Here is a 19,997-nt window from a genome sequence, read left to right as displayed (position 1 = left end):
GTGGGCGGCGCCCCGCTGGTCGCCGCTGGAGGGGGCCTCGGTCTCGTTCTGCCGGTGCGGGCCCCGTCCCCCCCCCCCCCGTACACCCCCGGCGGGGCGGCCCCCACGCCCCCGCCCCCGCCCCTGCCCTGCGCTTCGCTCCGCTCCGCGGAGACTAGGCGCTCTTGAACTCCTGGCGCTGACGGCCGAGCCCGTCGATCTCCAGCTCCACGACGTCGCCCGCCCGCAGGAACGGCTTCGGCTCCGGCTGGCCCGCGGCCACACCGGCCGGGGTGCCGGTGACGATGACGTCACCCGGGTACAGGGTCATGAACTGGCTCACGTACCGCACGACCTCGCCGACCGCGAAGATCTGGTCGGACGTGTTGCCGTCCTGCTTGAGCTCACCGTTGACCCACAGCTTGACGTCCAGCACCTGCGGGTCCGGGATCTCGTCCGCGGTGACCAGCCAGGGGCCGAGCGGGGTGAAGGTCTCGCAGTTCTTGCCCTTGTCCCAGGTGCCACCGCGCTCGGTCTGGAAGGCGCGCTCGGTCACATCGTTGACCAGCACGTACCCGCCGACGTGCGCGAGGCCCTCCTCAGGTGAGGCCAGGTAGCGGGCGGTGGCACCGATGACGACGCCGAGCTCGGCCTCCCAGTCGGTCTTGACGCTGGTGCGCGGGATCAGCACGGTGTCGTCGGGGCCGACCACGGTGTCCGGGGCCTTGAGGAACACGATCGGCTCGGCCGGCGCCTCGGCGCCCACCTCGGCCGCGTGCCCGTGGTAATTCAGGCCGATGCCCACGACCTTGCCTATGCGGCCGACGGCCGACCCGATCCGCAGTCCCTCGGCGTCCAGCACCGGGAGCTGACCGGACCCGGCCGCGTCCCGTACCCGGGACAGCACGGAGTCGTCGGCGAGCAGCGCGCCGTCCACATCCGTGATCAGGCCGGAGAGGTCCCGCAGGGTCCCGTCCTGGTCGAGCAGCGCGGGGCGCTCCGACCCGACGGGTCCTACACGCAGCAGCTTCATGGGCATTCTCCCGTGGTCGAGGGTGGTCGGCCCATGGGCATGCCCCGGGCCGGACGATGGGTTGCGGCCATCGGAGGATTGGTCGATCCTCCAAGATGACGGCCTCATCCGCAAGACCCTGTTCACATAGCGGAACGCTCCGCTTCGCCCCCCTCCTGCACGGCGCGCTCCGCCCGGTCCTTCCGGTGCTGGAGCCAGATGCGTTCGGCCACCGACCAGGCGGTGGTGGTGACCAGGTACAGCCCGGCCGCCAGCGGCACCAGGGCCGTCGTGATCAGCGTCCCGAAGGACAGCAGGGGCAGTACGCCGCCCAGCTTCCGCATGACCTCCTGCTGCTCGGCACTCAACTCGGCGACCGCCCCGGCTCCACCGGCCCCGGAGGCCTTGAGCCCGCCCACCTTGGCCCCGGCAGCCCCGGCCCTTCCGGCGCCCGCGGCGACGGCCGCCGCTGCCACGGCCGCGGCCTTGCGTCCGCGCACCGCACTCCACGCGGCCACCACCGCGACGACCGCGAACAGCCCGAGGAACACGAGCCCCTGCTCCCCGAACAGACCGCCCTCCCCGAGTGCGTCGCCCCACCGGTCCCCGAGCGGCGCGGCGAACAGCCGGTGCCCGAGCAACTCGTTGGCGGCCCCGCCGATCTCCGCCGAGGAGAACGCCCGGTACATCAGGTAGAACACCGGCAGTTGGAGCAGCATCGGCAGCAGTCCCGCCACCGGTGTCGCCCCGCGGAAGGCGGCCCGGCTCAGCGGGTGCAGCGCGAGCCGCACGAGCACGGTGAACAGCACGATCGCGGCAGCGGTCGCGGACTCGGCCAGCGCCGGCTCCAGGAGCCGGCCCAGCACAGCAACAAGGTCGATGAAAACGGACACGTGGGCCCTCCGAGGGGATGCGTCGAACGTCGAAAGAGATGCGTTTCGGCGTGACGACCCGCGAGGGGCGGCAAGGTGAAGCGATCAGAAGTGATCAGGAGAAAGGAGCTGCGCGCCCCTACGCGGCCGTCGGAAGGTCACGGCCGGGCGCCCTGGGCCGCGACCGGCCCGAAGCGTCGGGATCCCGCTGCGGCAAGAACGCCGTGCGCTGCTCGCGATCACGGATCGCGGTACGTATTCGGTGCGGCGGAACCGGCCGCACCAGCCGGGCGGCCAGGATCGAGGCGCCCACGGCGAGGGTCGTGGCGAGGACCACCACAACGGCACCGAGCCCGCTTTCCCCGGCGAACGCCCCGAGGAAGCCCCCGATCACCAGGAGCGAGGCCAACAGGGCGATCACCCGCACAGGGCGAAGCCGACTGTGCTCTGCCATGCGAACCGCCCCCTCCCGCTCCCGCGCGCGAACTCCCGTACGGAATCCGCCACTCGCACCCACACTCGCACCCACACTCGCACCCACACTCGTACTCGCGATCGATACTAACCGCGCTCACTGACAACGGACGAGCCATCGATTTGATCCCCGGCCGCCCCCGGTCCCCCATCCACCCGTCAGCGCTTGAGGGTCCCCCACACCACCAGCCGGTACTTGGAGCTGTACTCGGGCGTGCAGGTGGTCAGCGTGATGTACGCACCGGGCTCGCTGTACCCGGCCCCCGGCGTGACGGCGCTGCGCGGGACGGGCGCGATCACCCCGGTGTCACGCTCGGACGTCTGCGCCAGCATCTGCCCGACCAGGTACACGTACCGCTTCCCCCGCACGTCCACGATCAACTCGTCCCCTGCCCTGAGCCGGTTGATGTACCGGAAGGGCTCCCCGTGCGTGTTGCGGTGCCCCGCGAGCGCGAAGTTCCCCTCGGCCCCGGGCTGCGCGGTCCCCACGTAATGCCCCGCGTACCCCCTGTCCAACACGGACCGCTTGTCCACGCCCTGCGCGACAGGCACGGCGACTCCGAGCCGGGGAATCCGCAGGATGCCGTACGCGGACTCCCGCGGCGGCGGCTTGGCGGTACGCGGCCCTGGGTTCCCGGCGGGTGCACCCCCCGAAGACCCGGACCCGTCCGAGCCGTCCGACCCGTCCGTCGGCCCGACGGAAGCCTCGGGGTCCTCCCCCTCCTGCTCCCCCTCCACGGGCACGGGGGCCCACCCGCCGGCCTCCAACTCCCTGACCACCTCGTGCGCGGCACTCAGCGCCTGCCGGTTGGTCCACCACACCTGGTGCACCACCAGCAGCATCACCACCACGCCGACGGTGACGGCCAGTTCACCGGCCACCCACAACGCCCCCGCGAGACCGACCCGGCGCGCATGCCACGCCCGCCGGCCCTTCCCCTGCACCACGACCCGCACGCGATCTCGCACGGGCGGCACCCTAAGTCCTCCCCCCTCAACTGACCAGCGGCAGTACGCTGCAAACCATGCGCCCCGACACGCCTGCCGAGCACATCGCCGAAGCCGAGCGCCTCATCCGCACGGCGACCCGCTACCCCGAGGACCAGGAGCCCTTGCTCCTCCAGGCCGCGGCCCACCTCGAACTGGCCGACGAACGCGAACGGGCGAGCGCCCTCTACGACCAACTCCTGGCCGGGGAAACGGTCGACGACCCCTCCCTCATCAAGGCCCTCCAGGCGGCCAACCTCTGGGAGTACGGCCACGAGCCCGAGGCCCGCGCCCTCATCCAGGGCATCCGTGCGGCGGCCCCCTCGGACCCCGCCCCCTGGGAGGTCATCGCCGAGGCCCTGGAGGCCCACGACGAACTCGAGGCCTCCCACGAGTGCTTCACGGAGGCAGCCACCCTCCTGGCCCCGGACAACACCCCTCTCACCCCCGCCACGACAGCGCTCCTCACCGGCCGCCACCGCGTACGCCGCCTCCTCGGACTCCCCCACGACGACTGGGACATGGTCGCGGACACCCGCCACATCGGCCCGATCCCGCTGGACGAACTCCACGACCCCAAGCGCATCTGGGCCCTCGGCTCCGACGACCCCGCCGAACTCCGCGCCGAGATCGCCCGCCTGCGCGCGGAACTCGGCGACCGCCGCGCCGCGCTCTCCCGCCCCTTCCCGGTGGCCATCCTCCACTGGCCGGCGCGCGAACTGGCAGAGCTCCTCACCTCGTACCCCACCCTCTCGGCGGAGTACCCCTCCCACGACGCCCACCTGGCCCAGGTCGAAGCCTCCCTCCGCAGCCTGGCCGCCTCGGGCACGACGAACCTGGGCATCGTCACGGCCAGCGTCCCGTCATACGAAGCCTTCGCCGCCTCGGAAAAAACCTCCCCGTCCTCCCCGTCCCTCCTGGCGGAATACGCCACCACCCTGGCCGCCCGAGGCAAAGCCACCCCGTGGCCCCCGACCCCCACCACCCCCTGCTGGTGCACGTCGGGCAGGCCGTACGGGGAGTGCCACGGGGCGCCGGCTCCCTGATCAGTCGACCATTCCCCATGCAGCAGCGGTGGTTGTTCCTTGCCAACCATCGCTGGTCTGCCAGATGGCGGCGATGTTCTGGTCTTCGAGGTAGGACGCGTAAGCGCCGATGTCCTCCGAGAACAGGCCGATGAGGCGGGGGGCGTCCAGCCCCTTCCCTCGGTAGAGGAAGTAGCTGTACTCCCTTAGTTGACCAACGGCTTCACGCACGGCGGCAGCGGCGTTGCCGTTCCTCAGAACCTTGGCTTCAACGAGCCACTCCGGGGCATCGGCTGCCGCCACTTCCTCCAGTTGGAGCGTCAGGTCCTTGGGGTGGATCCGTAGGTTTGTCGCCGTGTAGTGCCGGCCCTTGATGTACGTGACGAATTGCTCGATCAGCAGCTCATGCTTACGGCCCTTCACCTGTTGATGAGCCGCGATATTTGCCACGTAGGCATCGCTGTTCCCCGGTTTGAATCCCACCGCCGCTACCACTCCGGGCTTCCGCTTCCTCATCGGCTGAGCCGGAACCTGCTCGCCCTCCCGTGCGGCGCGCATCTCCGCATCCGCCTCAGCCGCGATCTGCAGAAAGCCCTCGGCTACTCGCAGATCCTGCTGGAGCTGTTCCTCTGGAGGCAGGCCACCGGTTTCGTACCGTCGAGCCACCACACTTGCCGCTTCGTACGATTCCGGGCGCTTGCTCGGACCGAACGACGGGCGATAGTTCCACTCTTGTGCCAAGACCTCCGGCAGAGACGCGTAGAGCTGATCGGCCTGCTGTTCAAGATGCGCAAGGAAGGCCTTCTTCCCCTTGATCTTCCTACTCAGATCCGTGACTCCCTGTTGCAAGGTCAAGGTCACTGATTTCATGTCCATGCTGAAGATGTACGCAAGGTACAAACCGGCCTGCGGATCGCGATTGATCTTCAGATCGAACACGCCGATCCATGGCGCAAAGGCTGCATCGCCGTTCCCGCCGTACCCAGCCACCTTCCAACCTTCCAGCACGCCGAGATCGGTACGACTGGACACCGCTCGAAGCGCCTTCTGCGCAGGAACATCGGCTCCCGTTCCCGCGCCCTGGTCATAGGTGTGTGCGACCTCAAAAAGCAAATCCCGCATCGTCATGCCACGACGCTACGCAGAGATCAACTCGAGTCAATCCCTACCGGTCACATCTCGCTTGCAGCCGACCTACAACCGACCACATCTCGACACGCTCCCCTCCCTCGAGTGGCTTCCCGAGTTGAGGGAAGTAGCCATCGGGGATCAGGAGTCGGGCCGAAACAGCGTCAGTTGTTGGTGGCCGCGGGCCAGGGCTGTGGGTGAGGTGGGGCGGGTGGTGGCGAGGGTGAGGAGGGTGCGGAGGGCTGCGATGACTTCCGACGGGGTGTCGCGGATCATCGACGGGGTGGCGCTGACCACCAGGATGCCGTGGGACTCCAGGTGGAGGCGGCGGCGGAGGGTGGCGTGCCAGGAGTCGCGGCTGTAGTGGTACTCCGCCGAGTCGATCTCCAGGGCCACGCCCTCGTCGGGCCAGTAGGCGTCCGGGCTCGCCAGGAACGTGCCGTCCGGGGTGTGGAGGCGCGCGTTCCACAGGGGGGTCGGCAGGTCTGTGGTGGAGAGGACGTCGCGGGCCTGGGCCTCGGCGACCGAGCGGACTCCGGCGAGGAGTTCCGCCGCCGCCGCGCGGATCGCGGGGCGGGCCAGGAGGCGGGCCGCACGGAGTTCGGCGTGCAGGTCCTGCGGGTGGCACCAGCCGGACTGGACGACCTGCGCGAGGACCGAGCGGATCCGGTCCGCCGGCTCCTCGGTCCGGGCCGCGAAGTCCGCGGCCGCGCGTACCGGGCGGGTGCTCGGGATGCCGGAGACGGTGATGGTGCGGGGCCAGCGGGTGGTCGGGTACGGGCGTACGTCCGGGGACCCGGAAAGCCGGCGCGGGGCGCGGATCAGGACGTCGGCCGGGGTGTACGGGGCTTCGCGGATGCCGAGCAGGGCGAGGGCCGCACCGCCGGTGAGGGCGGCGGTCTCGCCGGAGAGCGGGTCGGAGCCGGGCTCGGCGGCGTAGAGGACGGCTGCGAGGGCGCGTTGGCGGTGGTCCGGGGGGCCGGTCTGGAGGAGGTACACCCGGGGCAGCAGCCGCTGCCAGGGTCCGCCGGGGCGCGTGCGGGAGGTGATCGTGCCGGGTGGGATGCCTGCGGTGGTGGTGAGTTGGTGGCGGGTGGCGAGGTTGAGTTGGCGACGGGCCGTGGAGGTGGCCTCACAGGCCCGCCTGGGCCGGGTGGCCGGCCTGGGCTGCGCTGGGTGCGCCTGGTGCGTGCCGGGCGCCGGGGCTGCTTGCTCCGTGGCCGGGGCCGGGTGAGCCGGGCGCGGGGCGTGTCCGGCGTGTGTGGTGCATGTCGTGCGCGTCGTGGGGTTCATGGGCGCGGTATGCCCCGCCCGCGTGGCTCGGACGCCCCGCCGGACGATGTTTCGGGGCAGTCCTTGGGCGCTCTCCCGGTGTGTCCCGCGTCGTCCGCCCACCCTTCGCATCGCGAGACCTGTCGCTCGCATGGCGGCCGGTCCGATCCGGTCAGGTCAGGTCAGGTCAGGCTGAAGGAGGAGGAACACGACGACCGGGGACCCCGAATGTCCCCGGGTCCCGGCCGGTGGGCCAACGGGCCGATGGGCGTTGGGCCGATGGGCGTTGGGCCGGTGGGCGGTGGGCCGACGGGCCGGTGGGCGGTGGGCCTGCCGGTCAGGTGGGTGGCCAGGCGTAAGGGACGCGCTCGGGTACCTGCGATGAAAGGGGCACCTCTCGGCGGTCGCCGGCCGGACACGTGCCGTTCCCGGCGGGCTGCCAGGCGGCGGCTGCCGCGCGGGCGGGCAGCCCGGCCGGGCTACCCCGCGCGGTTCGGGTGGTCCGGGGAGAGGAAGACAATGACGCCCGTCTCCGTGCCGGGTAGGGCCGCGACCTCGTGCCAGCCCAGGCGGCGGTACGTGGCCACCGTGTTCTTGGCCAGCCGGCTGGTCAGCAGCCAGGCGCGGCGGTCCGGGGCGTCGGTGGTGATCTCGGTGAGGAGGTCCCGGGCGGTGCCGCGGCCGCGCGCGTAGGGGCGTACCGCGAGTTCGTCTATCTCCAGCGCCCCGGTGAGGAGTTCCTTCACCCGGGCCGAGCCGAGCTGCGCCGCGACCTGGGCGTACGCGCGGTTCTTCGGGAAGGCCGCCGGGGTGATCCAGCCCGTGGCGAAGCCGTCGATGCCGGTGGCGGACTGGATGAAGGCGGTACGGAAACCACGGCGCCGGGCGTCGGCCGGGAGGCGGGTGGCGAACTGGCGAATGGTTTCTTCGTCTTCGTTCCACGGCGGGGCGGAGAAGACGTCGGCGTAGGCGTCGACCAGTTCGTCCGCGAGGTCGAGGACGGCCTGTCCGTAGCAGATCACGATGTCCTGGCTCCTGATGTGGGATGGGAGGGGCGGGAGGGGGCGAGGTGGTTTGCCCCTTTGGGTGGGAGATTGAATTTATGCCCATCGGGTTCCCTGAGCAGACATCGCGCGGATCCGGCGAGTGTGCGACAAATCCCCTCGGTGCGGTCCGTGTCGGGCGGCCCGGCGGCCGCGTTGAGCAGCCCGTGGACAGACTGCTTCGGGCCGCCGCCGGGTGCGGGCTCGCGTTCCTGCTCGTGTTGGGCGTGGTGGCGGTGCTGCCGCGCGGTGTACGGGACGCGGTGCCGGATTCGGTGATCGGCGGCGCCGTACTGGTGTTGGGCGCGGTGGGGGCCCGACGGGTGGTCAAGGGGTCGGGCTAGCCCGTCGAGTTAGCCTCGGGGGTGCGCAAGCGTGAGCGTATGAAGTGATGAACCGATGAGGTGAGGGAGTTGGACAGCATGGCACGGGTACCGAGCTCTGTGGTGGCGGCCGCCGGTCTGGTCGGGGGTTACGCCGTCGCGCGGTGGACCAAGAAGCGGCCCCTCGGCGGTGTCGTGCTCGGCGCCGCGGGGGTCGTGGCCGGGCGGGAGTGGCACAAGCGCGGCGGCGCCCCCGCCGCGGCCGGACTCGGTGCGCTGTACCTCGCCGGGTTCGCCGGTGCGCACCCGCTGGCGAAGAAGGTAGGCGCCTGGCCGGCCGTCATCGGCGCCGCGGGCGTGGTGGCCGCCGCGTCCTGGGCCGTCGCCGACCGGGGCTGACTCGCCCGGGGCCCCGGCCCGCTTACGATCCCACCCGCCGGGCCTGCGTACCCCGTACCGGTGCCGGGCCCGGCACCGGTACGAGGTACGCATCGGTGCGGGGGTAGGCGCGCCGCACAGCCCAGGCCCGACACGGGCGCAGGGCGCGCTCGGCACGGGCACGGGCACGGGCACGGGCACTGGCCAGGGACCGAGGTCGGGCGTCCCCGGACAGCGCGTCGCCCAGCAACCCTGCCAGCGGCCCTGCCACCCGCCACCGGCCACCGGCCACCGGCCCCGGCCCACCAGGTCGGCACTGACCCCGCACACCGCCGTTTGCGCGGAACCCCCGTGCCGCAGAGCCCCCGCCCCGCCCGCCGCGCCGCTACGCGCCGAAGGCCCGCGACACCGTGTAGATCAGGAGGCCCGCCAGAGCGCCGACCACCGTGCCGTTGATGCGGATGAACTGGAGGTCGCGGCCGATGTGGGCCTCGATCTTGCGCGAGGTGTGCTCCGCGTCCCAGCCGGCCACCGTCTCCGTGATCAGCGAGGTGATCTCCGTCCGGTACGTGGTGACCACGTAGACCACCGCGCCCTCGATCCAGCCCTCCACCTTGTCCTGGAGGCGGCCGTCCGTGGCCAGCCTGGCGCCCAGGGACATCAGCGAGGAGCGGACCCGCAGGCGCAGCGCGCTCCGTTCGTCCTCCGCCGCCGAGATGATCATCGAGCGGACCGCCGTCCAGGTGGAGGCGATCACGTCCTGGATCTCCTCGCGCTGCAAGAGCTCCGACTTCAGGCGCTCCACCCGCGCCCGCGTCTCCGTGTCCGACTGGAGGTCCGCCGCGAAGTCCGCGAGGAAGCGGTCCACCGCGCCGCGCGCCGGGTGCTCCGGCATGTCCCGCATCTCCTGGACGAAGCGGAGCAGTTCCTTGTAGACGCGGTCGCCGATCTTGCGGTCCACGAACCTCGGGGTCCAGCCGGGCGCCCCGCCCTGCACTGCCGCCTCCACCGAATCGGCGTGGGTGACCAGCCAGTCGTACGCCCGCGCGCACACCAGGTCCACGACCCGTCGGTGGCCGCCGTCCGCGACGACCTTCTCCAGCGTCTTGCCGATCCCCGGCGCGATCTCCGCCGTCTCGGCCCGCCGCGTGATCGCCTCGCCCACGACGGCCTGCACATCGGAGTCCCGCAGGACCGTCAGCGCCCCGCGCAGGGCCGTGGCCAGCTCCGCCGTGACCCGGTCGGCGTGGGCGGGCTCGGCCAGCCAGGTGCCGAGCCGGCCGCCGATGCCGAGGGCGTGGAGCCTCGTACGCACCACGTCGGCGGAAAGGAAGTTCTCCCCGACGAACTCCCCGAGCGAGACGCCGAGCTGGTCCTTCTTCGTCGGGATGATTGCCGTGTGCGGGATGGGCAGGCCGAGCGGCCGCCGGAACAGAGCGGTGACGGCGAACCAGTCGGCGAGCGCGCCGACCATGCCCGCCTCGGCCGCGGCCGCGACGTACCCGGCCCAGCCGCCCGCACCCGCGCGCTCCGCCCACTTCGCCGCTACGTAGACCAGCGCGACCAGGACGAGCAGGCCGGTGGCGGTGCGCTTCATCCGGCGGACGCCGCGGCGGCGCTCCTCGTCCGCCTCGCTGAACACGAAGCCGCCCCGTGCGGTCGATGGCGGTGGCGTCGGCGGTGGCTCGGCCTCCGCCGCCGACGTAGCCGTCGTGCTGCCCTGCTCCACGTGCTCCTGCCTTCCCCCGGGCGACGGTTTCGTCCGCAAAGCGTCCGACTTCATAGGATCCGACTCCCGGGGCGCCCGGGGAGTTCCCGGCGCGCCGTACTGGTCTCCCCGTCTGTGGACCGCGGGCCCCGAACAGCCCGGCCGGCCCCTTACCGCCCTTGGCTCCTCACAGCCCTCGGCTCCCTTCCACCCTTACAACTCCTTGCGCGGCTTCTGCTTCGCGACTGCCCGCTGCTTCGGCGGTTTCACCTTCACCTCGACCCCGCCCCAGAAGGCGAGGCCCGTCACGACCACCCGCGGGGCCCCCGGCTCCACCGGGCCGGGGCTGTCGGTCTGGTCGAAGCCGCCCATCACGCCGATGCCCCGTACGTCGAGCTCGACGCCCGGCGGCACGATGATCTGGATGCCGCCCATGATGGCGACGCAGTTGATCACCACCTCCCGCTCCGCGAAGCTCGCCTCGCGCAGGTCGATCTCGCCGCCGCCCCAGAACGCCACCGCGTGGAACCGGGCGGGCACGGTCCAGTTCCCCTTGCGCTGGAAGCCCGACATGACCGCCACGGCCATGGCCGGGCCGCCCGCCGCCCCTCCGCCGCCCACGATCCGGGCCGGCCAGTCGGCCGCCGACCCCGCCGGCACCGCCTTCGTCAGCCCGACCGGGGCCACCGGGGCGGCCGCGATCGGGGCCGTCGCGCCGAGCGCGGGCAGATCCCGCGTCAGCGGTTCGAGCTCGGCGTACGTACGGGACCGGTAGGCCGCGTCCAACCGCTCCTCGAACTCGTCCATGTCGAGCCGGCCCTCGGCGACGGCGTCCCGCAGCCGGTCCACCACCCGCTCCCGGTCGGCGTCCGAAGCCCGCAGCTCCGGCAGCGGAACGGCCGCCGATGCCGACCCGGATGCCGACGACGGCGACGTCGACGGCCCTCCGGGCGCTCCCGTCCCGGGCGCCGCCGTCCCGGGCAGCGACTCCTCGGACCCCGACTTCTCGGGCAACGGCTTCTCAGGCAACGACTTCTCGGGCAGCGACCCCTCGGGCAACGGCTTCTCAGGCCGCTCGTCACTCATGCGCACCAGCCTAAGCAGTCACCCCGGCGAGCGGTACGGCCCGAACCCCGCTCCAGCTCAGGGTTGCCCCTGATTTATCCCCGCCCTGCCATCCCCACCCCCTACCCCCGCCCCCCCTACCCCCGCCCCGCGTACATCCGCGCGATCACGTCCTCGATGTCCGGCTCCCGCACCGACAGGTCCAGCAGCGGGTACTCCGCCGCCACCGCCGCCACCAGCGGAGCCGCCGAAGCCCGCGCCGGGAACGCCAGCCACTGCCGCGCGCCCTCCACCTTCACCACCCGCGCCCCCGCCACCTCGATCGGCGGGAGCTCCCGCTCCAGGTCCACGACCAGCGTCCGCTCGCTCACCACCGCACCGTCCGCGCCGCCCGCCGTGTGCAGCCCGCCCAGCGATCCGTCGTACACCAGCCGCCCGTGGTCGATCACCATCACCCGCTCGCACAGCTGCTCGATGTCCTGGAGGTCGTGCGTGGTCAGCAGCACCGTCGTGCCGAGCTCCTCGTTCAGCTGCCGCAGGAAGCCCCGTACGCTCGCCTTGCTCACCACGTCCAGCCCGATGGTCGGCTCGTCCAGGTACAGCACGTCCGGGTCGTGCAGCAGCGCCGCCGCGATGTCCCCGCGCATCCGCTGCCCCAGCGACAACTGCCGCACGGGCACGTCGAGCAGCGCGGCGAGGTCGAGCCGGTCCACGCAGCGCTCCATGTTCTGCGCGAACCGCGCCGGCGGGATCCGGTACATCCGCCGCATCAGCGCGTACGAGTCCTTCAGCGGCAGGTCCCACCACAGCGTCGTGCGCTGCCCGAACACCACGCCGATCCGGTGTGCCAGGCGCAGCCGCTCCCTCGCCGGGTCGATGCCGGCGACCCGCAGCCGGCCGCCGCTCGGGGTGAGGATGCCGGTCAGCATCTTGATGGTGGTCGACTTGCCGGCGCCGTTGGGCCCGATGTAGCCGACCATCTCGCCCCGAGCCACCTCGAAGCTGATCCCGTCCACGGCCCTGACCCGCCGCTTCTCCCGGCGCACCAGGCCCACCCTGCGCCGTACGTCGAAGACCTTCTCGACCTCGTGCAATGAAATCAGCGCATCCGACACGGCTAGCTCCCCGCACTGCGGTACGAACGGACTCCCGCGCGCCAGGCCAGCGACGCGGGGAGGAACACCACGAAGGCCACCAGCGGGCTCGCGTACGCCACCCACCCCGGCAGCCCCAGCGGATCGGGCCGGCCCAGCACGTACAGGGCGGGCAGCCAGTTGACGAAGGCGAGCGGCACGATGAAGGTCACCCCGCGCAGCAGGTCCTTCGCGAAGACGGTCGGCGGGTACTGGAGCATGGTGCAGCCGCCGTAGGTGAAGCTGTTCTGCACCTCCGCGGCGTCCCCGGCGACGAATTGGAAGGCCGCCCCGGCCACCATCACCGCGCCGAAGATCGCCGCCCCGGCCGTGATCATCACGGGCACCATCAGCACCTTCCCGACCGTCCAGTGCAGTTGGTCCAGCTCCGAGACCGCCCACCCCAGCACCGCGAGCCCCTGCACGATCCGCCCCAGCCGGCGCAGCGCGAAGCGATCGGCCGCCACCTGGGCGAGCACCGGGACCGGGCGCACCAGCATGGTGTCGAGGGAGCCGTCGCGGATCCGGGAGCCGATCCGGTCGGTGTTGCCGAGCAGCAGGTCGGCCAGGCCCAGGGAGGCCGAGCAGGACCCGTACAGCAGGGCGATCTCGGGCAGCGTGAAACCGCCCAGCTCGTCCACGTGCGAGAACATGATCGTGATCGCGACGAAGTCGAGGAGCGTGATGGCCGCGTTGCCGAGGGTCGAAAGGAAGAAGGACGTGCGGTACGTCATCGTCGACCGGATCCACATCGCGGCGATCAGCCCGTAGCCGCGCAGCCCTTCCAGGACCCGGCTGCGCTGCGGGACGAGGAGCCCGGGCTCCACCGGCCTCTCCGCCAGGGCAGTCACCGCGCCCCCTGCCCGCGCCACCCGCTCATCCACCCTGAACCACCACCTTCCGCGTCGCGGCCGACTGCACCAGCCGGCCCAGCCCGAGCAGAACCACCGCCCAGGCGGCCTGGAAGCCCAGCGCCCCCGCCGTATCGGCGGCCCCGCCGCCCCCGCCGAGCAGCACGTCCACCGGCACCTGGAGCATCGCCGCCCAGGGCAGGAGGCGCACGAACTCCCCGAAGCCGCCCGGGAAAACGGTCAGCGGCAGCAGCATCCCGGAGAAGAAGATGGAGACGACGGTGGCCATCAGGTTGATCCCGGCCCCGTCCATCAGCCAGAAGGCCGCCAGCCCCAGCAGGTAGCGCAGCGCGAAGCTCACCACCAGCCCGAGGAACACGGAGACGAGGAAGAGCAGCCAGCGCAGCGGATCGGTGGGCAGCGCCAGTTGGAAGGCGAGCCCTCCGATCACCAGCGGCGCTACGCCGCGGCCCAGGAGTTGAAACCCCGCCCGGCCCAGGTCGCCCGCGAGCCACCACGCCTGGAGGTCGGCCGGACGGTACAGGTCGACGGCGATGTCACCCGTACGGACGCGTTCTTGGAACTCCTCCTGGAAGCCGCCCCCGATCAGCGCTCCGGCGGAGAGCAGCGCCTGACTGACCCACATGAAGGTGAGGGCCTCGGACTGGTCGTAGCCGCCGAGACCCGGCCGTTCGTCCCAGAGCGCGATGTACGTGTAGGCCAGGATGAAGCCGAACACGGTGTTGGTGAACACCCCGGCCGCGGTGGCCGTCCCGTAGGTGGCGTACCTGCGAAAGCCCCCGGCCGCGACCGCCCCGTAGAGCCCGGCTCGTCCCCTCACCGGCTGGCGCACCCCATCCCCTCCGTTTCCCCGGTCGTTGCTGCGTCGTTCCTACGTCGGCCAAAGCGCGCGAGCTTAGTGCGGAGGGGCGATCCACGCGAACGAATTACGCCCGTCCGGAGCGGAACCGGTGGCCATCGGGTAGACAACATGAGGTACAGATGTGGATATTTCGTACGGCGCCGAGGAGTCCCGGAGATGAGCGACCCGTCACCACCGCCCGGATGGACGCCTCGCGATCCCGACACCCCCGACGGGCAGCAGACCACCGGCGCGGCCCCGCAGCCCGGAGCGGCGCCCACGCCCAAGGAAGCGAAGAGGGCGGAGAAACAGCGGGCCAAGGCGGCCGGGAAGGCCAAGCGCAAGCGCACCGGCTGGCGCCGGCTCCTCCCGACCTGGCGCATGGTCCTGGGCGCGTTCCTGCTGCTCGCCCTGCTCGTCGGCGGCGCCCTCGTGGCCGGCTACCTGCTGGTCCACATCCCGCCCGCCAACGCGGCCGCCACGGCGCAGTCCAACGTCTACCTCTACACCGACGGCACCCAGCTCGCCCGCGACGGCGAGGTCAACCGCGTCAACGTGCCGCTCTCCCAGATCCCCCGGACCGTCCAGGAAACCGTACTGGCCGCCGAAGACCGCGACTTCCACTCCGAACGGGCGGTGGACCCCGCGGCGATGCTGCGCGCCGCCTGGAACACCGCGACCGGCAAGGGCACCCAGTCCGGATCGACCATCACCCAGCAGTACGTCAAGAACTACTACCTGGGTCAGGAACAGACGATCAAGCGGAAGGTGAAGGAGTTCTTCATCGCGATCAAGCTCGGTCGTGAGAAGTCGAAGAACTACATCCTCGAGGGATACCTGAACACCAGCTACTTCGGCCGCAACGCCTACGGCATCCAGGCCGCCGCCCAGGCCTACTACGGCAAGGACGTCGGCAAACTCACCACCGCAGAAGGCGCCTACCTCGCCACCCTCCTCAACTCCCCCAGCGCCTTCGACGTCGTCGCCCACCCCCAGGGCCGCGCACGCGCGCTCGCCCGCTGGAACTACGTGCTCGACGGCATGGTCAAGAAGGGCTGGATGACGCCCGCCGAACGCGCGGCCACCCGGTTCCCCGAGCCCGGCAAGGTGCGCCCGGCCGCCGGTCTCTCCGGACAGCGCGGCTACCTCGTCGAAGCCATCAAGGACTACATCGCCGAGAACAAGATCCTCGACGACAAGACCCTCGCCGAGGGCGGCTACCGCATCACCACGACCATCGACAGGGCCCGCCAGACCGCCATGGTCGACGCCGTCAACGACAAGATGGTCAGCAAGCTCGACCCGGTCAAGCACAAGGCGGACCGCGTCGTACGCACCGGAGCCGTCTCCATCGATCCGGCCACCGGCAAGGTCGTCGCCATGTACGGCGGCATCGACTACACGAAGCAGTACGTCAACAACGCCACCCGGCACGACTACCAAGTGGCCTCCACCTTCAAGCCGTTCGTCTTCGCCTCCGCCGTGCAGAACGACTCCCGCACCCAGGACGGCCGCACGATCACCCCGTACACGATCTACAACGGCGACAACAAGCGGCGCGTCGTCGGCACCCGCATCCCCTACATGCCCGAGAACGAGGGGCAGGTCAGCTACGGCAACATCACCGTCAACGCCGCCACCGACCTCTCCGTCAACGCCGTCTTCGCCCAGATGGTCGTCGACGTCGGCACCGACAAGGTCAAGCAGACCGCCATCGCCCTCGGCATCCCCGAGAACACTCCGAACTTCGACCCGGGACCGGCCATGGCACTGGGCACCATGCAGGCCAGCGTCCTGGACATGACCCAGGCCTACGCGACCCTCGCCGCACACGGCCGCCGCACCCCGCACACCTTCGTCGAGAAGATCACCAAGGAGGGGGACACCGTCCCCCTCCCGGCGCGCGACCCGGCCCAGGCCGTCAGCCGCGAAGCCGCCGACACCACGACGTCCATGCTGGTCAGCGTCGTGGACAACGGAACCGGTACGGCCGCCCTGGCCGCCGGCCACCCCGCCGCCGGCAAGACGGGCACCGGCGAACTGGACCGCTCGGCCTGGTTCGCGGCGTACACCCCGGACCTGGTCACGGTCGTCTCGATGATGGGCCAGGACCCGGACACCGGCTCTCTGGAATCCCTCTACGGAGCACTCGGCGAGGCCCGCATCGGGGGCGGCGGCTATCCGGCCCGGATCTGGGCCCAGTACACGAAGACGGCCCTGACCGACCGCGACCCCGTGGAGTTCGACCTGGAGCTCATGCCGGGCGCGAACCGGCCTCCGCCGCCTCCGCCCGAGGAGCCGGACCCGACCCAGTCCGAGGAGGAGACACCGGGCGACCGCCCCTCGGGCCGGCCGGGCCGCCCGACGCGGACCCCGTCGACGGGCGGACAGACGGACGGAGGCCGGAACACGGGCGGGCAGAACACCGGGGGCCAGAACACGGGCGGCCGGACGGACGGCGGGCAGACCACCGGCGGCCAGAACACGGGTGGGCAGAACACGGGCGGCGAGACCACCGGCGGTCAGAACACCGCGGGCCAGACCGACGGCGGCACCACGACCGGCACCACGACGGGCGCCCAAGGCGGCGCCACCGAAGGCCTGCGCCCACCGGCGGACCTGCTGGAGTAACCAGTACCCCGTAGCCCGGCGAACCGGCGAACCGGCGAACCGCCGACTCAGTGACCGGAGGTCGCCTTCAGCCCCACCACGGCGACCAGCAGCAGACAGATGAAGAAGATCCGGGCGGCGGTGACGGGCTCACCCAGCACCGCCATACCGAGCACCGCCGCCCCGGCCGCACCGATACCGACCCAGACGCCGTACGCCGTACCGATCGGCAGGGTCTTGGCGGCGTACGACAGCAGCACCATGCTCGCCACGATGCCCGCGCCCGTGAACACGCTCGGCCACAGCCGCGTGAACCCCTCGGTGAACTTCATGCCGATCGACCAGCCGACTTCGAGCAGACCGGCGAGAAGAAGCAGAACCCAGGCCATGACAGGCACCTCCGGAACGAGAGCGGAACGGGGTGCGTCGTCTTGTCATGCAGCCACTGGCCACTGGCCAAGGGCGACCCGGTACGGCGCGTCTCGTCGGGGGTTCCTCACCACCGTAGCAAAACCGAACGAAAAGGGCCGGTGACGAGGGTCACCGGCCCGTTCCCCGATCTGCGCGCGGGCTAGAGATAGAGCCCCGTGGAGTCTTCCGACCCCAGCCGCTCCGCGGCCACGGCGTGCAGGTCCCGCTCCCGCATCAGCAGGTACGTCGCCCCGCGCACCTCCACCTCGGCCCGCTCCTCGGGGTCGTACAGCACCCGGTCGCCCGGCTCGACGGTCCGTACGTTCTGCCCGACCGCGACCACCTCGGCCCAGGCCAGCCGCTTGCCCACCGCGGCCGTCGCCGGAATCAGGATGCCGCCGCCCGAGCGTCGCTCGCCCTCCGGCGTATCGGATTTCACGAGCACGCGGTCGTGGAGCATGCGAATGGGCAGCTTGTCGTGGGTGGTGGTGTTCTCGCTCACGCACCGAACCTACCCGCCCACACCCGCCCCGCACCCCCCAGGGTCATCAGCGCTTGCGTCGCGCCGACATCACCAGCAGGCCCACGACTCCGGCCGCGAGCAGCGCGACCGGCACGATCCGCTCGACGCGCGGGGTGCCGTCCTCGTTGCGCAGCCCGTCGCGGGCGTCGGTGACGACGCGGTTGACCGTCGCCACCGCGCGGCCGACTACGTGGTCGACGTTGCTGACGACCTTCGCCTTGGCGTCCCCGACGATCGTCTTGGGATGCATGCGCACCCCGATCTCGTCGAGCGCCTCGGCGAGCTGCTCGCGGCGGCGGACGATGTCCGCCTCGATCTGTGCGGGGGTCCTGGCTTCCGGCACCGCGCTGCCTCCGTCGTCATGGTCGGTCCCATGGCGGGTGTAGCCCACCATGAACAGTCTGTCAGCAGCTTAGTCTCGACACCGTACCGATCCCCTCTTGAGGAGACTGTTGAGAATGAGCGAGCGACTTGAGCCGGGCGACATCGCCCCCGCATTCACCCTGCCCGACGCGGACGGCAACGAGGTCTCGCTCGCCGACCACAAGGGCCGCAAGGTCATCGTGTACTTCTACCCGGCCGCGCTGACGCCGGGCTGCACGAAGCAGGCCTGCGACTTCACGGACAACCTGGCGGTCCTGGCCACGGCCGGTTACGACGTCATCGGCGTATCCCCGGACAAGCCGGAGAAGCTGGCGAAGTTCCGCGAGCAGGAGCACCTGAAGGTCACCCTGGTCGGCGACCCCTCCAAGGAGGTCCTGACGGCGTACGGGGCGTTCGGCGAGAAGAAGCTGTACGGCAAGACCGTCACCGGTGTCATCCGCTCCACGGTGATCGTCGACGAGGAGGGCAAGGTCGAACGCGCCCTCTACAACGTCAAGGCCACGGGCCACGTAGCCAAGATCATCAAGGATCTGGGCATCTGACCCGCACATCCACCGCATCGGCGGCGACCGACTCGACGATCGCCGAGAGGATCTCCGCCGCCCGTGCCCCAACTGCCACTCCCTGGCGGACACGTGGTGTCGCAACCGTCGCCCCAAACCTGCCACCCGACCCGGTCGCCCCGTAGACTGAGCCCGACTCAACCGGGCGCGATGTCTGAATTGGGTCGGATGTCGCGGTTGTGGTGGAATTGGCATACACGTTTGGTTTAGGTCCAAATGGGTTAATACCCGTGGGGGTTCGAGTCCCCCCAACCGCACACCACGCCGAAGGCCCCGTACGCAGATGTCGCGTACGGGGCCTTCGGCATGCGGAAGGGCTCAGCCCAGCAGTTCCCGGACCACCGGGACCAGGGCGCGGAAGGCCTGGCCTCGGTGGGAGATGGCGTTCTTTTCCGCCGCCGTGAGTTCCGCGCAGGTGCGGGACTCGCCCAGGGGCTGGAGGATCGGGTCGTAGCCGAAGCCGCCCGTGCCCGACGGGGTGTGACGCAAGGTGCCCAGGAGCCGGCCTTCGACCACGCGTTCCGTGCCGTCCGGGAGGGCGAGGGCGGCCGCGCAGAAGAAGTGGGCTCCGCGGTGGGCGTCGTCGATGTCGCCGAGCTGGGCCAGGAGGAGCTCCAGGTTCGCCTTGTCGTCGCCGTGGGCGCCGGCCCAGCGGGCCGAGAAGATGCCGGGGGCGCCGTTCAGGACGTCGACGCAGAGGCCCGAGTCGTCGGCCACGGCCGGCAGGCCGGTGGCCCGGGCCAGGGCGTGGGCCTTGAGGAGGGCGTTCTCGGCGAAGGTGACGCCGGTTTCCTTGACGTCCGGGATCTCCGGGTACGCGTCCGCGCCGACCAGCTCGTGCGGCAGGCCGGCGGCGGACAGGATGGCGTGGAGCTCGGTGACCTTGCCCGCGTTGCGCGTGGCGAGGATCAGGCGGCTGGGAGAGCTGGCGGAGGGCGTCGTCGGCGTCGTCGAGGTCATGGCGCCATTATCCCGGGCCGGGCTCAGGCCCCGGCCGGGGTCAGCCCGGGGTGCAGACCTTGGAGATTTCCTTCGCCGCGTCCGCGACCGGCGTGACGTCGGGGGTCGTGGTGCCGCTCTCGATGGAGGTGCGGACGTTCTGGACGGCGGTGTTCATCGAGGAGATGGCCTTGCTCAGGTCGGCGTTGTCCGTCTGGTCGCCGACCTTCTTGAGGTTCTCCTCGATCGCGTTGAGCGCGTTCTGGGCGTCCTGCGGGCTGTTGCCGGCCTGCGAGACCGCCTGCTGCAGGTCGTTCGCGCCGTCCGTGATCGCGACGGCCGTGCTCGCGCAGTCCATCGCCGTGGAGATCGCGTCGCAGGAGGTGATCGCGGGTATGGCGAGCGCTGCCGTCAGGGCGACGGCTGCCAGGCGGTACTTCGACTTCACTTCGGCC

22 protein-coding genes and 1 tRNA gene are annotated in these 19,997 nt (G+C 71.2%); 6 read left to right on the top strand and 17 right to left on the bottom strand.

The annotated features are described in order from the left end of the window. Window positions 1-154: 154 nt before the first annotated feature. From ABZY57_RS07585 to ABZY57_RS07570, 4 genes are all read right to left on the bottom strand, one after another. Complete coding sequence (locus tag ABZY57_RS07585; RefSeq protein WP_356509116.1) at window positions 155-1,012, bottom strand: fumarylacetoacetate hydrolase family protein; 858 nt, start codon at window positions 1,010-1,012, stop codon at window positions 155-157. Between the two features lie 122 nt (window positions 1,013-1,134). Next, window positions 1,135-1,884 carry a YidC/Oxa1 family membrane protein insertase gene (locus tag ABZY57_RS07580; RefSeq protein ID WP_356509114.1) on the bottom strand — a complete coding sequence of 250 codons (750 nt, stop codon included), beginning with the start codon at window positions 1,882-1,884 and terminating at the stop codon, window positions 1,135-1,137. 118 nt (window positions 1,885-2,002) lie between these two features. Further along, a complete protein-coding gene (locus tag ABZY57_RS07575) occupies window positions 2,003-2,317 on the bottom strand; it encodes a DUF6412 domain-containing protein (RefSeq protein ID WP_356509112.1) in 315 nt (104 codons plus the stop codon). 179 nt (window positions 2,318-2,496) lie between these two features. Then, window positions 2,497-3,306 (bottom strand): class E sortase, encoded by an 810-nt coding sequence (locus tag ABZY57_RS07570; RefSeq protein WP_356509110.1) that lies wholly within the window; start codon window positions 3,304-3,306, stop codon window positions 2,497-2,499. A gap of 56 nt (window positions 3,307-3,362) precedes the next feature. Here ABZY57_RS07570 and ABZY57_RS07565 point away from each other — a divergent pair, with 56 nt between their 5' ends. After that, window positions 3,363-4,370 (top strand): SEC-C metal-binding domain-containing protein, encoded by a 1,008-nt coding sequence (locus tag ABZY57_RS07565; RefSeq protein WP_356509108.1) that lies wholly within the window; start codon window positions 3,363-3,365, stop codon window positions 4,368-4,370. On the opposite strand, the gene ABZY57_RS07560 is transcribed toward ABZY57_RS07565, so the two are convergent. The 3 genes from ABZY57_RS07560 to ABZY57_RS07550 form a co-directional block, all read right to left on the bottom strand. After that, window positions 4,371-5,477 (bottom strand): DUF3578 domain-containing protein, encoded by a 1,107-nt coding sequence (locus ABZY57_RS07560; RefSeq protein ID WP_356509106.1) that lies wholly within the window; start codon window positions 5,475-5,477, stop codon window positions 4,371-4,373. A gap of 141 nt (window positions 5,478-5,618) precedes the next feature. Next, on the bottom strand, window positions 5,619-6,770 hold the full coding sequence (locus ABZY57_RS07555) for a hypothetical protein (protein WP_356509104.1): 1,152 nt from the start codon (window positions 6,768-6,770) through the stop codon (window positions 5,619-5,621). A gap of 458 nt (window positions 6,771-7,228) precedes the next feature. Next, window positions 7,229-7,771, bottom strand: a complete 543-nt coding sequence (locus tag ABZY57_RS07550; protein ID WP_356509102.1) for a GNAT family N-acetyltransferase — start codon at window positions 7,769-7,771, stop codon at window positions 7,229-7,231. 188 nt (window positions 7,772-7,959) lie between these two features. Here ABZY57_RS07550 and ABZY57_RS07545 point away from each other — a divergent pair, with 188 nt between their 5' ends. Together ABZY57_RS07545 and ABZY57_RS07540 are read left to right on the top strand one after the other, a co-directional pair. Then, window positions 7,960-8,136 carry a hypothetical protein gene (locus tag ABZY57_RS07545; RefSeq protein ID WP_356509100.1) on the top strand — a complete coding sequence of 59 codons (177 nt, stop codon included), beginning with the start codon at window positions 7,960-7,962 and terminating at the stop codon, window positions 8,134-8,136. Between the two features lie 78 nt (window positions 8,137-8,214). Then, window positions 8,215-8,514, top strand: coding sequence for a hypothetical protein (locus ABZY57_RS07540; RefSeq protein WP_356509099.1), 300 nt, complete (start codon window positions 8,215-8,217; stop codon window positions 8,512-8,514). 364 nt (window positions 8,515-8,878) lie between these two features. Here the strand turns inward: ABZY57_RS07540 and ABZY57_RS07535 are convergent, their stop codons facing one another. The 5 genes from ABZY57_RS07535 to ABZY57_RS07515 form a co-directional block, all read right to left on the bottom strand. Then, window positions 8,879-10,276 carry a DUF445 domain-containing protein gene (locus ABZY57_RS07535; protein ID WP_356509097.1) on the bottom strand — a complete coding sequence of 466 codons (1,398 nt, stop codon included), beginning with the start codon at window positions 10,274-10,276 and terminating at the stop codon, window positions 8,879-8,881. A gap of 138 nt (window positions 10,277-10,414) precedes the next feature. Then, on the bottom strand, window positions 10,415-11,287 hold the full coding sequence (locus ABZY57_RS07530; protein ID WP_356509095.1) for a DUF1707 domain-containing protein: 873 nt from the start codon (window positions 11,285-11,287) through the stop codon (window positions 10,415-10,417). Window positions 11,288-11,403: 116 nt separating this feature from the next. Continuing rightward, window positions 11,404-12,381: an ATP-binding cassette domain-containing protein gene (locus ABZY57_RS07525; protein WP_356509093.1), complete on the bottom strand. Its 978-nt coding sequence runs from the start codon at window positions 12,379-12,381 to the stop codon at window positions 11,404-11,406. A 2-nt stretch (window positions 12,382-12,383) separates the two neighbouring features. Next, on the bottom strand, window positions 12,384-13,250 hold the full coding sequence (locus ABZY57_RS07520) for an ABC transporter permease (protein WP_356509091.1): 867 nt from the start codon (window positions 13,248-13,250) through the stop codon (window positions 12,384-12,386). Between the two features lie 25 nt (window positions 13,251-13,275). Beyond that, window positions 13,276-14,091: an ABC-2 family transporter protein gene (locus tag ABZY57_RS07515; protein WP_356509089.1), complete on the bottom strand. Its 816-nt coding sequence runs from the start codon at window positions 14,089-14,091 to the stop codon at window positions 13,276-13,278. A gap of 402 nt (window positions 14,092-14,493) precedes the next feature. On the opposite strand from ABZY57_RS07515, the gene ABZY57_RS07510 reads away from it, so the two are divergent. After that, complete coding sequence (locus ABZY57_RS07510) at window positions 14,494-16,743, top strand: transglycosylase domain-containing protein (protein ID WP_356509126.1); 2,250 nt, start codon at window positions 14,494-14,496, stop codon at window positions 16,741-16,743. Window positions 16,744-16,790: 47 nt separating this feature from the next. On the opposite strand, the gene ABZY57_RS07505 is transcribed toward ABZY57_RS07510, so the two are convergent. The 3 genes from ABZY57_RS07505 to ABZY57_RS07495 form a co-directional block, all read right to left on the bottom strand. After that, a complete protein-coding gene (locus ABZY57_RS07505) occupies window positions 16,791-17,111 on the bottom strand; it encodes a multidrug efflux SMR transporter (RefSeq protein ID WP_030026576.1) in 321 nt (106 codons plus the stop codon). Between the two features lie 182 nt (window positions 17,112-17,293). Beyond that, window positions 17,294-17,635 (bottom strand): co-chaperone GroES, encoded by a 342-nt coding sequence (locus ABZY57_RS07500; RefSeq protein WP_356509086.1) that lies wholly within the window; start codon window positions 17,633-17,635, stop codon window positions 17,294-17,296. Between the two features lie 46 nt (window positions 17,636-17,681). Then, window positions 17,682-17,999, bottom strand: coding sequence for a DUF3618 domain-containing protein (locus ABZY57_RS07495; protein WP_356509084.1), 318 nt, complete (start codon window positions 17,997-17,999; stop codon window positions 17,682-17,684). A gap of 115 nt (window positions 18,000-18,114) precedes the next feature. On the opposite strand from ABZY57_RS07495, the gene bcp reads away from it, so the two are divergent. Beyond that, complete coding sequence (bcp, locus tag ABZY57_RS07490) at window positions 18,115-18,582, top strand: thioredoxin-dependent thiol peroxidase (protein WP_356509082.1); 468 nt, start codon at window positions 18,115-18,117, stop codon at window positions 18,580-18,582. A gap of 194 nt (window positions 18,583-18,776) precedes the next feature. Beyond that, window positions 18,777-18,860, top strand: a tRNA-Leu gene (locus tag ABZY57_RS07485). A 61-nt stretch (window positions 18,861-18,921) separates the two neighbouring features. Here the strand turns inward: ABZY57_RS07485 and rdgB are convergent. Continuing rightward, complete coding sequence (gene rdgB / locus ABZY57_RS07480; RefSeq protein WP_356509080.1) at window positions 18,922-19,563, bottom strand: RdgB/HAM1 family non-canonical purine NTP pyrophosphatase; 642 nt, start codon at window positions 19,561-19,563, stop codon at window positions 18,922-18,924. Window positions 19,564-19,603: 40 nt separating this feature from the next. Continuing rightward, window positions 19,604-19,990, bottom strand: a complete 387-nt coding sequence (locus ABZY57_RS07475; protein ID WP_356509078.1) for a hypothetical protein — start codon at window positions 19,988-19,990, stop codon at window positions 19,604-19,606. Window positions 19,991-19,997 lie beyond the last annotated feature (7 nt).

The organism is Streptomyces sp. NPDC006450, assembly GCF_040612195.1.
In the GTDB taxonomy this organism is placed as follows: Bacteria; Actinomycetota; Actinomycetes; order Streptomycetales; family Streptomycetaceae; genus Streptomyces.
The sequence above is the reverse complement of the archived record's forward strand: the minus strand, read 5'-3'. Positions and strand labels throughout refer to the sequence as shown.